Origin of the sequence: Streptomyces sp. NPDC002680 (genome assembly GCF_042889145.1) — a bacterium.
Taxonomy (GTDB): domain Bacteria; phylum Actinomycetota; class Actinomycetes; order Streptomycetales; family Streptomycetaceae; genus Streptomyces; species Streptomyces adonidis.
In genome coordinates this window covers 446551-460972 of the sequence record NZ_JBIAQP010000001.1, presented here as the reverse complement: position 1 = coordinate 460972, position 14422 = coordinate 446551, and the positions used below count along the sequence as shown (strand labels likewise).

Here is a 14422-nt window from a genome sequence, read left to right as displayed (position 1 = left end):
CCATGGAGACAGCCTTCACCGACGAGTCCGAAGAGTCCTGCTTCACTGGTGCGTCCGATGAGCCCGAAGGGCCGTGAGACCGTCGGCCAGCCGACGGACGCCCTCGACGACGGACTCCGCGCTCGCAGCGTACGACAACCGCAGATGCCCTTCGCCCCGCGCGCCGAACTCGCTCCCCGGGCGCACGGCGACGCCGTATGTCGTGCGCAGCGCCGCCACGACCTCGGCGGACGGCAGATCGAGGTCGTACCGGGGGAACTGGTAGAACGCGCCCTCGGGGGAACTCAGCGTGAGGCCAGGGATCTTGGCGAGTTCCGTCCGCATGATCTCGCGGCGCGTCTCGTACTCCGCCCGCATCCTCGCGATGTCGGGGCCACAGGTCCGTACGGCGACGAGCGCGGCGTCCTGGGCGACCGTGTTGACCGAGCCGTTGAAGGTGTTGTGGATGCGTGCGGCGGCCTGGATCAGCGGTGTGGGGCCCCAGAGGTAGCCCACGCGCCAGCCGGTCATGGCGTAACTCTTGGAGAAGGTCTGGCAGTAGACCGTACGGTCGCGCAGGCCGTCGAGCGAGAGCGCGGAGGTGAAGGGGCGGCCGGTGAAGTCCAGGTCGGCGTACGCCTCGTCGGAGACGACGAGGGTGGATGTGCCGTCGAGCAGGTCGGCGAGCGCCTCCAGCTCGGCGCGGCTGTGCACGATTCCGGTCGGGTTGCCGGGGTTGCAGAACACGAAGAGCCTCGCCCCGTCGAGGGCGTCGGCCAGCCGGTCGAGGTCCCAGTGCAGATCGGGGGCGAGCGGGACGGGGACGACGACTCCGCCGGCCATGCTCACCAGGTCGGCGTAGAGGGAGTACGTGGGGTCGGGGATCACCACCTTGTCGCCCGGGCCGACGATGGCGAGGATCGACGCGGCGAGACCGGCGGTGCCGCCCTGGGTGATCAGGAGGTCGGCGGGGGAGATGGGGGAGGCGGCGATGCCCGTGAGCTTCTCGGCGAGGGCTTCGCGCAGTGCCGGTTCGCCCAGCAGGGGCGAGTAGTGGGTGCGGCCGGCGTGGAGTGCGGCTTCCGCCGCCTCGGTGACCTGCCGCGGTGTGTCGAAGTCGGGTTCGCCCATGGCGAGGGAGACGAGGTCGCCTCCGGACTGCGGCTGCTGCGTCCGGCGGGAGGCGGCGGCGATCCGGGCGACGGCCGCGGCGGGCGCGAAGGAGAGGGGGGTGGTGGTGACGACGGTGGGCGGCATGCGCTCCTCCAAAGAGTGGGGGTGGTCAGTCCTGGGCACCGGCGGGAGCGCCCGCCCAGCGGCTGATCTCCAGGTCGGCCGAGGTGTCGCGCTGCCGGGTCGGGGCGACGACGATCTCCTGGAGGACGACCCGTTGGGGGAGCGTGACCGCGAGGCGGACGGCCTCCGCGACGTCCTCCGGCTGGAGCATGTGGGCGCGTTCCTCCGGGGCCGGGGGCCGGGCCCGGTTGTCCAGGATCGGGGTGTCCGCCTCGCCGGGCAGCACGGTGATGGCCCGCAGGCCCTGGTTGCGGAAGGTGTTGTGCAGGAAGGTCATGAAGTTGCGGACCCCCGCCTTGGCCGCCCCGTACGCGGCCCCGCCGAGCAGATTGGGGTTGACGGCGGCGAGCGAGGAGACCGTGACGATCGTGCCGCCGTCCCGGCCGAGCATGTCGGGCAGCACGGCCTGGGTGAGCCGGAAGACCGCCGTGAGGTTCACGTCGAGGACCTGACGCCACTCCTCGTGCGGCAGCCACTGCGGGTTGAGCACCGACGACGCGCTGCCCGCGTTGTTGACGAGCACGTCGACCGGGCCGATTTCGGCGTGGATCCGGTCGAGGACGCGGGTCACGTCGGCGGCGTCGGTGATGTCCGCCGCGAGCGCGAGGGCGGTCCCGCCCTCGGCGCGGATCTCCGCCTCGGCCTTGTCGAGGGGCTCCTGGCGGCGGCCGACGAGGACGACGGCGATGCCCTCGCGGGCGAGCAGACGGGCGGTCTCCAGGCCCATTCCGCTGCCGGCGCCTGTGATGAGCGCGGTCCTCGTCACCGTTCCTCCTTCATGTGCGATGCCTGTATCAAGTGAGAATAGTTTCTCATATAGTGCCGGATCAAGCACGCAATCCTCACCGGACGCACTGCGCCGTGACGCCGAGCGCCCCGAAGGCCTCGGCCGTCGCCCGCTCCAACGCCCGTACCTCGCCCTCCCGTTCGGCGGACCGGCGTACCGAGGTCTCCCGGTCCACCCACCGGAACCGCAGCTCCCGGCCGGGCCCGGCCTGTCCGAGCAGTGGGAGCGAGGCCCGGGACGCCACGCCGACGATCGGGTAGCCGGCCGTCAGACTCCGGTACCGGCCGAGGACGATCAGCTCGTCCGCGTGCGGGATCTGGAGTGCTCCCACCGGTACCCCGTGCGACACGATCTCGGCGTCCGAGTCCGGGTGCAGCACCGGCCCGTCGAGCCGCAGCCCGACATGGTTCGAGCGCGCGGTGACGACGTACGGCGACTCCGCGATCAGCTCACGGACCCCGGGTATCGACCGGGCGCCGTAGCTCTCGACGACGTCGACGACCCAGGGACCCGGCGTACAGGGCAGAACGGGGACGGGGAGGCGGAAGATCGGGGGAGCGAAGTGGCTGCGCCCGAATCCCCGGAACCCGGACTCCAGCAGGACCCGCGCGCCGAGAGCCTGCGTGAAGCCCATGCGCGCGTCCGGGGCGGCGCTGCCCAGCAGGGTCTCCGCCGCGAGCACCCCGCTCACGGCCAGGTAGTTCCGGGCGCCGAGGCCCAGGTCGCCGCGCACACGGATCTCCTGGCCGGCCGGCACCACCACGGGCGCCCAGGTGCTGACGGGTGCGCCGCCGACGACGACCCGCGCGGGCGCGCCGGTCACGGCGACGAGGACGTCGGCGTCGGGCACGAACGCCAACTCGCCGCCCAGGTGCTCGATCAGCGTGGCGCCCCGCGGATTGCCCACGAGGACGTTCGCCACGGCCGCCGAGTGCTGGTCGGCCGCGCCGCCGGTGGGCACGCCACGGCGTTCGGTGTCGCGGCGACCGAGGTCCTGGAACGTCGTGACCCACCCGGTGCGCGTGATGTCGAGGCCCACGGTCCTCATACGCGCACCTCCTCCACCGGCAGCAGAAAGCCCGCGTCGAGCGCCGCCGCCTCGTCCCGGGTGACCGGTACGAAGCGCACGACGTCACCCGTGCCGAACGACACCGGGTCCGGGCGGGAGATGTCGACGACGGTGTGCGGAGTGCGCCCGACCACCCGCCAGCCCGTCGGCCCCGGGAACGGCTGGATGATCGCGTTGGTGCCCGCGATCATGATCGCTCCGGGCGCCACATCGGTACGCGGCTCGGCGCGCCGGGGAACCGGACGGGGCACCTGGAGACCGTCCATCATCGGCGCCATCGCCGCGCCCAGGAGAGAGATCGTGAAGGTGGACTCCGCGATCGCGTCGACCACCTCGGCGGGTGTCAGACCCACCTCCTCGGCGACGGAGAGCAGATCGGGCCCCGTCTCCGCGTCGAACACGACAGGGACGGCGAACCGGAGAGCCGGACGTGACCGCACGGACGGCTGCCCGGTCGGCATCCGCTCCGCCAGCAGCCGTATCGCGTACTCGATGTGCTGGGGTGCGGTCGCCAGCGGGTCGTACTCGACGAGCAGCGACTCCAGACCGGAGACGACATCGAGCACACCGGGCGGGCGATGCGCGAGGAACCGCTCGCGGAAGGCGACGATCGCGGTCCTGCGGATCACCGGGTCGGGATGGGGGACGGTCACCATCACCGCCGAGTCCCCGAAGGGCTCGACGCTGACGGCGGGGACCTGTGCGGCGGTCATGGATGCCTCAGACCAGCGCTTTCGCCTTCTCGGCCAACACGTCCTTCAGCCCGGTGACGTTGACACCCGCCGCGTCCAACCCGGCCCGCAGCGCGGTGCCGTTGGCGAGCACGGACGGGTGGTCGCCGTGCAGCAGGAGTACGTCGACGTCATGGCCGAGCGGTACGACGTTGCCGTCCACCGAGCGCACGGTGCCCTCCCGGACGACCTGGACGCAGCGCTCGCCGATGACCTCGGGGTCGTGGATCAGGCCCTGTTCGTGCGAGCGTGGGACGGGCATGCCGTCGTCGCCGTAGCCGCGGTCGGCGAGGAAGACGTAGCCGACGTCGAGGCCGCGCTTGTACGACTCCTCGGCGAGCAGGCCGCGTTGACAGATGACGATGTACTCCTTGTTGTACGCGGCGATCGCGTCCGTGATGGCGCGGGCGTGCCTGGCGTCGGTCTGCGCTATCGACCCCATCCGGCCGTGCGGGGCGACATGGCTGATCGTGCCGCCATGCACCCGGGCGAAGGCGTCGAGCGCGCCGAGCTGATAGAGGACGTCGGTACGGATCTCCTCCTCCGACGCCTCGATGAGCCGGCGTCCGAAGCCGACGAGGTCGGGGTAGCCGGGGTGGGCGCCGAGTTCGATGCCGCGCTCGACGCAGTCGCGGACGGTCCGGTCCATGATGCGCGGGTCACCCGCGTGGAAGCCGCAGGCGATGTTCGACGCGGTGACGAGGCCGAGCAGGGCCGCGTCGTCGCCGATCGTGTAGTTGCCGAAGCTCTCGCCGAGGTCGGCGACGACTGCCACCGAGTTGATTCCGGATGCCATGGTGTGTCTCCCGAAGTGCGGTTCGGATCAGTGGGACGCGAGCGGCCGGCCCTTGGTCTCCCGCAGGAACGCGATGGCGACCAGGGTGATCGAGGCCGTGAGGATCGAGGCGAACGCCGGTATCAGGTTGGAGCCCGTCGACTCGATGAGTTCGGTCATCAGGAGCGGGGCGCTGCCGCCGAAGATGATCGTGGAGATGCTGAACCCGATGCTGTACGCGGAGTAGCGCACGCTGGTCGGGAACATCTCGGCGAGCACGGTGTGCACCACCGCGGCGTGGCCGGAGAAGGCGACCGCGAGAACGACCGTGCCGATACAGGCGAGGCCGAACTCGCCCGTGGTGATGAGCAGGAACATCGGGTAGGAGACGACCGCCATCGCGACCGCCGAGATGGTGAGCACGGGCTTGCGGCCGATCCGGTCCGACAGCCGCGCCATCAGCGGGATGCTGATCACGATGGCGACCAGGCTGCACGCGGTGACCATCAGCGCCCGCACCATCGAGAAGTTGTGGTCGCCGAGCGAGGTCTTCAGATACGTCGGCATGTAGACGAACAGCAGGTAGTAGCCGGGGCCGTTGAGCGTCGGCAGGAAGATCGTGAGCGCGATCGCCTTGAGGTGCCGCTTGGAGGTCAGCGCCTCCCGGAGCGGGTTGCGGGCGACGGTGTTCTGCTCACGCAGGGCCGTGAAGTGCGGGGTCTCCTCAAGGCGGCTGCGGATGTAGAAGCCGACATAGCCGAGCGGTACGGCGAGCAGGAACGGCACGCGCCAGGCCCAGGAGGTCATCGCGTCGTCGCCGAGCGTGGTGATGAGGACGGCGGAGAGGGTGCTGCCGAACATCAGCGCCACGAACGAGCCGACGGCGATGAAGCTCATCATGAAGTTGCGGCGCGCGTCCGGCGCGTACTCGCCCACGAACGACATGGCACCCGCCACCTCGCCGCCCGCCGAGAAGCCCTGGAGCACCCGGAGCAGGACCAGGAGGGTGGGCGCGGCGACCCCGATGACGGCGTGGGAGGGGATGAGACCGATCGCGGCCGTCGCCCCGGAGATGAGTACCAGGAGAGTGGCCAGCAGCGTCTTGCGCCCGACCTTGTCCCCGAGATAGCCGCAGATCACGCTGCCGAAGGGGCGCGCGAGGAAGCTGATCAGGAAACCCACGTTGGTGAGGAAGAGCCCGCCGGCCTCCGCCTCGCCCATGATGTTGATCGCGAGATAGGTGACGAGCAGGCCGTAGATGCCGTAGTCGTACCACTCGACGAACGAGCCGACGGCGCCCGCGACGGTGGCCTTGCGGACGACCTTGTCCTGTGCGGTGACGACGTCGACCGCTGTCTCTGAGGGATCTGGATCTGTGGTGATGCCGAGCCGATCTGACGTTGTCATGGGCCCACTTCCGGTCTTGAGCCGAGGTGCGACTTGAATCGCGAATGAGAATAAGTTCGCATTCTCTGAGCGGTCAAGGGGTGAAGTTGCATCCGTGTCAACCTTGCGATTCCGCCATGTTTCCATGGTCGTTGCAGCTGACTGGGCAGCTGTGGCCTCTTGCCCAGTGTGCTGGCGCGATGCAGACTGACACCTCAAAACGCGAATGGTTTCGCACTTCTTGGAAGGGGTCCTCCTGATGACCCAGGACAACGTACGCGTCACCACGGAATGGGACCGTGTCGGCCGTCACGTACTCGACCAGTTCCGTGAGCACTCCGTGGCCAACCTCGGGGACGCCCTCGACCGGCTGAACATCGTCGACGGGGGCATCGCGCCCATCTGGAACGGGGCCAGGGCCGTCGGCGCCGCACTCCCGGTGCTCACCGTCGCGGGCGACAACAAGGCCGTGATCGCCGCGCTCGAACACATCCGCCCCGGCGACATCCTCGTCATCAACGCCTTCGGCTACGAGGGTCGCGCCATCGTCGGGGACAACCTGGCCCAGCGCTTCGACGTGTACGGCGCCGTCGGCGCGGTCATCGACGGCTACGCACGCGACGGCGCGATCATCGAGAAGCTCGGCGTCCCCGTCTTCGCGCGCGGGCTGACACCGGCAGGTCCCTTCAAGAACGGTCCGGGCACGATCGGTGAACCCGTCGCCATCGGCGGGGTCGTGGTGAACCCCGGCGACATCGTCGCCGCCGACGCCGACGGTGTGATCGTCATCCCGCCCCACCGCGCCGAGGAGGCCCTCGCGGCGGTCAAGGAGATCGTCGCCCGCGAGGCCGACCTGGACGCCGAGGTCGAGGCACTGCGCAAGCGGGTCGCCTGATGGCGGCGGCAGGCCGGCTCCGGGTCGCCGTCGCCGCACCGCTGTCCGAGGAGAACTGCGCGCGCGTACGGCAGTTGGAACCCCGGATCGATCTCGTCGTCGACCACGCCCTCCTGCCCCCGATGCGCTGGCCGGCCGACTTCGCCGGCGATCCGGCCTGGCGGCGCACACCGCGACAGCAGCGCGCGTACGAGGCTCTGCTCGACTCCGCCGACGCCCTGTACGGCATCCCCGATGTGGACCCGTCGGCCCTGGCCCGCACCGTCCGTGCCAACCCGGGACTGCGCTGGGCGCACATCATGGCGGCCGGCGGCGGGAGTCAGGTCAAGGCGGCGGAACTCAGCCCCGAAGAACTCGACAGGGTCGCCTTCACCACCTCGGCCGGTGTGCACGGGCAGCCCCTCGCGGAGTTCGCCGTCTTCGGAGTGCTCGCGGGCGCCAAGGGTCTGCCCCGCTTGAACCGTCAGCAGCGGGACCGCGAGTGGAGCGGCCGCTGGACGATGAACCAGGTGAGCGAGCAGACCGTCCTCGTGCTCGGTCTCGGCGGGATCGGCCGGGTCGTCGCCGCGAAACTGTATGCCCTGGGCGCGAGAGTCGTCGGTACGAGCAGACGGGACGTCGATGTCCCCGGCGTCGCCGAGGTCGTGCACCCCGGCCGTCTCGTCGGGGTGGCGCCGACCGTGGACGCCGTCGTCAACACGCTCCCCGGCACCGCGGCGACCGAGCACCTGCTCGGCAAGCGGTTCTTCGACGCCCTCCGGCCCGGCGCGACCCTCGTCAACGTCGGCCGCGGAACCGTCGTGGACGAAGCCGCCCTGATCGACGCCCTCGACTCCGGCCGGGTCGGTTTCGCCGCGCTGGACGTCTTCGGGACGGAACCACTCCCCGCCGACAGCCCGCTCTGGGACCACGACCACGTCCTGGTGAGCCCCCACACCGCCGCTCTCAGCGCCGCGGAGGACCGGCTCATCGCCGAACTGTTCGCAGCCAACGCCACCCGGCTGCTCGACGGAGACAGTCTGCTGAACCGGGTGAACACCGTCGAGTTCTACTGAACCGTGCGGCTGCCGAGTTGCGCTGACCAGCTCGGCAACGGGCGGAACCGTGCCGCGAGCACGGTGACTGCCGAGTCCGTCACGCCGATGCCACGGCTGGAACCGGTGACCAGGGCCGTCCCTCTGGCGGCGTCGAAGAACACGTGGCTCACACGCCTACCCCGGCAGGCGCGCCCGGTTCCGCCGAACTGCCCGGCAGGGGAGTCCGGGCCGGGCGTCCGGCGAGGACGTCGAGGATGTTGTCGACCGCCAGGTCGACCATCGCGGCCCGGGCGGCCTCGGTGGCCGACCCGATGTGGGGGAGCGTGATCACGTGGGGCTCGGCGACCAGCGGTGACAACTGCGGTCCCATCGGCTCGCGTTCGAAGACATCCAGCCCGGCGGAGTGCAGCCGTCCCTCCCGTAGGGCGAGCAGCAGGGCCTCCTCGTCGACGACACCGCCGCGCGAGGTGCTGACCAGCGTGGCCGTCGGCTTCATCGCGGCCAGTTCGCGGGCCGAGATCAGGTGCCGGGTCTCCTCGGTGAGCGGCACATGCAGGGACACGACGTCGGACTCGGCCAGCAGCGTGGGCAGATCCACCGAGGCCGACAGGTCGTCGTCGGGCGCGTACGGGTCGTGGTGGAGCACCCGCATGTCGAAACCGTGGGCCCGGCGGGCCACCGCGCGGCCGATCTGGCCGTAGCCGACCAGCCCGAGGGTCGCTCCATGGACGTCCAGACCGAGGTAGTCGTCCATCCGGAACAGACCCCAGGAGCCCGACGCCAGCGACGCACCGGCGGCGCCGATCCGCCGGCGGGCGGCGAGGATCAGGGCGAAGGTGAGGTCGGCGGTGGTCTCCGCGAGCACCCCGGGGGTGTGCGTGACGACGATGCCGCGCTCGGCGGCGGCTACCCGGTCGACGTTGTCGAAACCCATGCTCGCCAGCGCGATGACGCGTAGCGAGGGGCCGGCGGCGTCCATCAGCGCGGCGTCCGCCGGGTCGTTGCCCAGGGCGAGAACACCGCCCACTCCGGGGGCGAGCCTGGCGAGGTCCGAGGCGTCGGGTTTGCCGGTCCCCGGCCAGGACACGACGTCCGCCGCCTCGGAAAGGCGGTGCGGACCGTGGCCGGGCAGGTTTTCACGGGTGGTGAGCACACGGAATTTCATTTCCCGGACACTAGCGGCGACACTCGCCGGAAACAAAGAGCGGTTATGTGTGACGCTATTGCCGATCCTTATCGAAGGCCGCGATGAGTTCCAGGAAAAGATCGTGCACGGCGAGTGCGGGTTCGGACAGGGGCTGATTGTCGGAGGTCACCAGTGACAATTTGACCTGGATCGTCGGATCCACGATGCGGCGCACCGGCAACGAACGTACGTCGAGAATGGCCTGCGCGGCCGACCAGGGCAGCACGGTGGCGCCCAGGCCCGCGTCCACCGCGTTGACGAGCGTGAGCGCCGACTCGACCTCGCCCACCACCTTCGGCTCCAGCGAAGCCTGCTGGAAGGCGGTCTCCACCACCTGCCGGATCGTGTGGATGCGGCTGGGGAGGAGCAGAGGCACATCCTTGAGCTCCTCCAGGCTCACCTCGCCTTCGTCCGCCGGAGCCGTCCCGCCGGGTGCCCCGATCAGGAACAGGTCCTCCGTGCGCAGCGGTTCGAACTGCACGCCCCTCAACGGACCCGCCCCGTAGATGAACGCCATGTCCATCCGCCCGGTCATGATGGCCTCGCTGATCACCCCGCCGAAGTTCTCGTTGATGTGCAGCAGGATGTCCGGATAGCGCTCGCGCACGCTCTTGAGCAGCGGCAACGCGAGCGCCGCGCCCAGACTGTACGGCGCGAGCCCCACCGACACACTGCCGGCGGGCGCCCGGCCGGACACCCCGACGGCGGCGTGCGCGAGGTCCACCTGCCGCAGGATCAACTGGGCATGCCGGTACAGCGCCCGGCCCGCCTCGGTCGGGGCGACCCCGCGTTTGCTGCGAATCAGCAGCTGCTGCCCGAACTGCGCCTCCAGCGCCGACAGCTGCTGGCTGAGCGCGGGCTGCGCGATGTGCAGGATGTCGGCTGCCCGCGTGATGCTCCCCGCGTCAATGATCTTGATGAACGAGTACAGACGCCTGGTGTCCATGCGGGGCCTTCCACGGGGAACGGAGCCTCATCGTAGGGAGGGGCCATCCCGAAGCACAGCCCCGGTGGGCCCCAGGTGTGCTCTGGGTCATAGCCGTTCGCGATAACGCCAGACCGAACGGATATTGGCGGTCATGTGAGCCGGGGATTAAGTTGAGCGGAACATCCGGCCCTGGATATTTCCCGGAATATCACCGAGGCGTGATCGCATTTCCTTGCTCATATTCTCTCGCGGAGGCCGTCATGACCCCCATGGTTGATCTCGTCGCCGATCTCGGCGAGGGATTCGGCGCCTATTCGATGGGCGACGACGAAGCCCTCCTGGAGATGCTGACCTCCGCCAACGTAGCCTGCGGATTCCACGCCGGGGACCCCCGCATCATGGACGCCACCGTCCGCGGCTGTACGGAGAAACAGGTCGCCGTCGGCGCCCACCCGAGCTTTCCCGACCTGGCCGGCTTCGGCCGCCGCGCGATGGACCTCACGCCCGAGGAGGTCCGTACGGACGTGCTGTACCAGATCGGCGCCCTCCAGGCGTTCGCCGTCGCCCACGGCACCCGCGTACGGCATGTCGCCCCGCACGGACGCCTGGGCAATCTGGTCGCCGTACGCGCCGACTACGCCAACGCCGTCGTGGAGGCCGTCGCCGCCCTGGACGACTCCCTCATCGTCCTCGCGCAGGACGGCGAACTCGCCGACGCCGCCCGCGCCCGAGGCCTGCGTGTGGGCATCGTCGGCATCGCCGACCGCGCGTACCGCGACGACGGGACACTCGTCCCCCGCTCCGAACCCGGCGCGGTGATCCACGACCCCGACGAGGTCGCCCGGCGCACCCTGCGCATGGTCACCGAGGGGGTCGTGCGCAGTGCGGACGGCAAGGACGTCCCGGTCGTCTGCGACACCGTCCTGCTGCACGGAGACAGCCCCGGCGCGATCGCGCTGGCCCGCCGTATCCGCGAACAGCTCCTCGCCGCCGGGGTCGGGATCACCTCCCTCGACAAGGTGCTGAGCGAGAAGGGCGTGTGACATGAACGGCCACGTCACCATCACGGACTGCGGCGACTCCGCCCTGGTCGCCAAGGCCGTGGGCCTCGACGCCGAGGACGCCTGGCGGCTCGTCCACGCCCTCGCCGACGCCCTGGACGCCGTACGGCTCACCGGTGTCCACGACGTGGTGCCCACCTACGACGCCCTGCTCGTGGAGTTCGACTGCACCGCCACCGACCACGACACCGTCCGGCGCGTCCTGTCACGCGAGGCGGCGCGGCTCGGCCCGGACCCCGCGCCGACGACACCTCCGCGCCGCTTCGTCGTCCCCGTCGTCTACGGCGGCGAGCACGGACCCGACCTGCCCGAGGTCGCGCGTCAACTCGACCTGACCGAGAGCGAGGTCGTCGCCCTCCACTCCGGGTCCGACCTGACCGTACGCTGCCTCGGCGCGCCCGCCGGAGCGCCGATGACCGACGGTCCGCCCTTCCCGAGGCCGGTGCCACGACTGGCCTCGCCCCGCACCCGCGTCGACCCCGGCTCGGTCGCCGTCGCCGGCCGGCAGGCCGTCATCTGCCCGATGCCCTCACCCGGCGGCTGGCCCCTCCTCGGCCGCACCCCCGTACGCGTCCTCGACCTGCACAGTGACCCGATCACCGCCTACCGGCCCGGCGACACCTTCCGCTTCGTCCCCATCACGCCCGACGAATGGGACGACCACGCCGATCTGCCCCTGGCAGCCTGCCATGGCTGACACCCTCACGATCCGCACCGCGGGCATCGTCACCGTCCAGGACCTCGGCCGCGTCGGCCGCTCCCGCTACGGACTGCCCGCCAACGGGGCCGCCGACCAGCACTCGGCACGCGTCGCCAACGTCCTGTGCGGCAACGACGACCGCGCCCCGCTGCTGGAGATCACCGCGCTCGACTTCGCCTGCGTGCCCTCCGCCGACACCCTCGTCGCCGTGACCGGCGCCCCCGCCGACGTGACCGTCGGGGGAGTGGCCCGCCCCCAGTGGGAACCTGTCTCCGTACCGGCCGGCGAGACGATCCGCGTCACCGGCATCCGACGCGGACTGCGCGTCTACCTGGCCGTCCTCGGCTCGTTCGACGCGGACTACCTTCAGGGCAGCTGCGCCCCCGACACCATCCTGGGATTCGGCCCCGCCCTGCGCGCCGGCGACGAACTCGCCCTGCGCACCTCCTGTCCACCCATCGACCACCCCTTCTCCCGCATCCCGCTGTTCCGCCTGAACGCCCCCGCCCTCCCGTTCCCCACCACCTGGACCATCGACGTCACCGACGGCCCCGACCGGGCCGAGTTCGGAGACACCGGACGCCGCCTGTACGACGCCCCCTTCAGCGTCGGTCCGCAGAGCAACCACATCGGTCTGCGGCTGCGGGGCGACGTGCCCCGCCGCGTCACCCGGGGCGAGGTCCTCTCCCGTGGCGTCCCCATCGGCGCCGTCGAAGTGCCCGCCGGGGACGAACTCCTCGTACTGCACCGCGGCCGCGGTGTCACGGCCGGCTACCCCGTCCTCGCCGTCGTCACCGCCACCGGACTGTCCGCCCTGGGGCAGGTACGCCCCGGACAGACCGTCCGCTTCCGCCACCGCACCCTCGACCAGGCGGTCACCGCCCACCGCACCCAACGCCACGCCGTCGACGCCCTGAGAACCCGCGTCCGCACGGCCTTCGACGCCCTGCGCATCCGCGCGCCCGCGGGGGCCTGATGACCGGCACGGGTTCCCGCCGGGGCCTGACGCCCCGCGCCTCTTCACACAGGCCCGCTTACGAAGGGGCGCGGGGAACTGCGCGACCAGCCCCCACCGGCCCGCACGAAATCCACTCACCCCCGCCCACCCGCACATAGCTCACCCGCACACAAACCCACCCGCACCCGCTCACCCGCTCCCCGCCAACCCGCTGGAAGCACCCGCACGGAGCCGCACGTCCCCCGTCCCCAGCCTGCTCCCAGACAGAGGAGAGCCATGACCGCCGTGGCCGCCCAGCCAGTCCCCAACACCGTCGACCCCAGAACAGCCCGCAAGGTCACCCTCGCGGGATGCGTCGGCATCTTCGCCGAGCTGTACGACAACGGCATCTTCGGCTTCATGGCCGGAACGCTCGCCGCCGTCTTCTTCCCCGGTTCCGACAACGCCATCCAGCTCGTCTTCCTCGGCTACGCAGTCTCCTTCTTCTTCCGCCCCCTCGGCGGCGTCATCTGCGGCCACCTCGGCGACCGCATCGGACGCCAGCGGATGCTGGTCTTCGTCATCCTGCTCATCAGCGTCGCCACCGCCGCCATCGGCGTCCTGCCCACCTACGCCAGCATCGGCATCGCGGCACCCGCCCTGCTGATCCTGCTCCGCGTCGCCCAGGGCTTCTCCGTCGGCGGCGAGGCGTCCGGCGCGATGAGCTTCCTCGCCGAGCACGCCCCGGAAGGCAAGCGCGGCCTCTACACCAGCTACGCCCAGATCGCCTCGTTCCTCTCCCTGCTCACCGGCACCCTGATCGCCGCCGCCCTGACCAGCGGACTCGGCACCGAACGCATGGAGTCCTGGGGCTGGCGCATACCGTTCCTGCTCGCCGTCCCGCTCGGCATCACCGGTATCTACATCCGCAAGCGCATCAGCGACACGCCCAACTTCACCCGCCTCAAGGAAGAGGGCGGTCTATCGAAGAACCCCCTCAAGGAGGCCTTCGCCTCCGCCGAGCACCGCCGCGCCATGCTGCTCGCCCTGTTCATCCCCCTGATGAACGGCTCCGGGTACTACGTCCTGTTCGGCTACATGCCCACCTTCATGAGCAGCGAGCTGGAGTTCACCAAGGTCCAGGGACTCCTCGTCACCGCCTCCAGCCTGGTCGCGATCTGTATCGCCATCCCCTACATGGGGCGCCTCTCCGACCGGGTCGGACGCAAGAAGGTCATCGCCGGAGCAGCGATCGCCATGGCCGCCATCGGCGTCCCCTGTTACCTCCTGATCGGCACCGGCAACGTCGCCCTCGCCGTCCTCGGCGCCTGCGTCATGGCCGTCGTGTTCGCCGGGCACACCGGCGTCATCCACATCCTGCTCGTCGAGCTGTTCCCCACCCGGGTGCGCTACTCCGCCTACGGCCTGGGCTACAACGTCTCCGCCGCGCTCTTCGGCGGCACGGCACCCCTGCTGATGACCTACCTCATCGACCGCACGGGCAACATCAACATGCCGGCCTTCTACGCCGTCCTCACCGCCCTCGGCACCCTCGTCGCCGTCTCACGGGTGAAGGACCGGGCCCACCTGCCCCTGCGCGACGCCTGACCGACTTCCAGGCACCCGCACACCCCCCCACCCCGCACCCGTACACC

15 protein-coding genes are annotated in these 14422 nt (G+C 70.6%); 6 read left to right on the top strand and 9 right to left on the bottom strand.

All coding sequences use genetic code 11. The annotated features are described in order from the left end of the window. Positions 1-42 precede the first annotated feature (42 nt). From ACFYXF_RS01955 to ACFYXF_RS01930, 6 genes are all read right to left on the bottom strand, one after another. On the bottom strand, positions 43-1236 hold the full coding sequence (locus ACFYXF_RS01955; protein ID WP_389347080.1) for a pyridoxal phosphate-dependent aminotransferase: 1194 nt from the start codon (positions 1234-1236) through the stop codon (positions 43-45). Positions 1237-1261: 25 nt separating this feature from the next. After that, positions 1262-2041 carry an SDR family oxidoreductase gene (locus tag ACFYXF_RS01950; protein ID WP_389347078.1) on the bottom strand — a complete coding sequence of 260 codons (780 nt, stop codon included), beginning with the start codon at positions 2039-2041 and terminating at the stop codon, positions 1262-1264. A 76-nt stretch (positions 2042-2117) separates the two neighbouring features. After that, entirely contained in the window at positions 2118-3110 is a 993-nt protein-coding gene (locus tag ACFYXF_RS01945; protein WP_389347076.1) for a biotin-dependent carboxyltransferase family protein, read from the bottom strand. Next, positions 3107-3844 (bottom strand): allophanate hydrolase subunit 1, encoded by a 738-nt coding sequence (locus tag ACFYXF_RS01940; RefSeq protein ID WP_389347073.1) that lies wholly within the window; start codon positions 3842-3844, stop codon positions 3107-3109. The genes ACFYXF_RS01945 and ACFYXF_RS01940 overlap by 4 nt, the downstream gene beginning before the upstream one ends. A gap of 7 nt (positions 3845-3851) precedes the next feature. Next, positions 3852-4658, bottom strand: a complete 807-nt coding sequence (locus tag ACFYXF_RS01935; protein ID WP_389347071.1) for a LamB/YcsF family protein — start codon at positions 4656-4658, stop codon at positions 3852-3854. A gap of 27 nt (positions 4659-4685) precedes the next feature. Continuing rightward, a complete protein-coding gene (locus ACFYXF_RS01930) occupies positions 4686-6044 on the bottom strand; it encodes an MFS transporter (RefSeq protein ID WP_389347069.1) in 1359 nt (452 codons plus the stop codon). A gap of 238 nt (positions 6045-6282) precedes the next feature. Between ACFYXF_RS01930 and ACFYXF_RS01925 the strand changes: the two genes are divergently transcribed. Beyond that, positions 6283-6918 (top strand): RraA family protein, encoded by a 636-nt coding sequence (locus ACFYXF_RS01925; RefSeq protein ID WP_389347067.1) that lies wholly within the window; start codon positions 6283-6285, stop codon positions 6916-6918. Then, complete coding sequence (locus tag ACFYXF_RS01920; protein WP_389347065.1) at positions 6918-7973, top strand: D-2-hydroxyacid dehydrogenase; 1056 nt, start codon at positions 6918-6920, stop codon at positions 7971-7973. The genes ACFYXF_RS01925 and ACFYXF_RS01920 overlap by 1 nt, the downstream gene beginning before the upstream one ends. Here ACFYXF_RS01920 and ACFYXF_RS01915 read toward each other — a convergent pair. The 3 genes from ACFYXF_RS01915 to nac are packed head-to-tail and all read right to left on the bottom strand — an operon-like array spanning position 7967 to position 10087. Next, a complete protein-coding gene (locus ACFYXF_RS01915; protein WP_389347063.1) occupies positions 7967-8125 on the bottom strand; it encodes a hypothetical protein in 159 nt (52 codons plus the stop codon). The genes ACFYXF_RS01920 and ACFYXF_RS01915 overlap by 7 nt on opposite strands. Further along, positions 8122-9120 (bottom strand): 2-hydroxyacid dehydrogenase, encoded by a 999-nt coding sequence (locus ACFYXF_RS01910; RefSeq protein WP_389347061.1) that lies wholly within the window; start codon positions 9118-9120, stop codon positions 8122-8124. The genes ACFYXF_RS01915 and ACFYXF_RS01910 overlap by 4 nt, the downstream gene beginning before the upstream one ends. Before the next feature lie 55 nt (positions 9121-9175). Continuing rightward, positions 9176-10087, bottom strand: a complete 912-nt coding sequence (gene nac, locus ACFYXF_RS01905; RefSeq protein WP_389347059.1) for a nitrogen assimilation transcriptional regulator NAC — start codon at positions 10085-10087, stop codon at positions 9176-9178. Positions 10088-10329: 242 nt separating this feature from the next. On the opposite strand from nac, the gene ACFYXF_RS01900 reads away from it, so the two are divergent. From ACFYXF_RS01900 to ACFYXF_RS01885, 4 genes are all read left to right on the top strand, one after another. Then, a complete protein-coding gene (locus ACFYXF_RS01900; protein ID WP_389347057.1) occupies positions 10330-11112 on the top strand; it encodes a LamB/YcsF family protein in 783 nt (260 codons plus the stop codon). Position 11113: 1 nt separating this feature from the next. After that, positions 11114-11827, top strand: coding sequence for an allophanate hydrolase subunit 1 (locus ACFYXF_RS01895; protein ID WP_389347055.1), 714 nt, complete (start codon positions 11114-11116; stop codon positions 11825-11827). Next, positions 11820-12806 (top strand): biotin-dependent carboxyltransferase family protein, encoded by a 987-nt coding sequence (locus ACFYXF_RS01890; protein WP_389347053.1) that lies wholly within the window; start codon positions 11820-11822, stop codon positions 12804-12806. The genes ACFYXF_RS01895 and ACFYXF_RS01890 overlap by 8 nt, the downstream gene beginning before the upstream one ends. 258 nt (positions 12807-13064) lie before the next feature. After that, a complete protein-coding gene (locus tag ACFYXF_RS01885) occupies positions 13065-14375 on the top strand; it encodes an MFS transporter (protein ID WP_389347051.1) in 1311 nt (436 codons plus the stop codon). Positions 14376-14422: the final 47 nt, after the last annotated feature.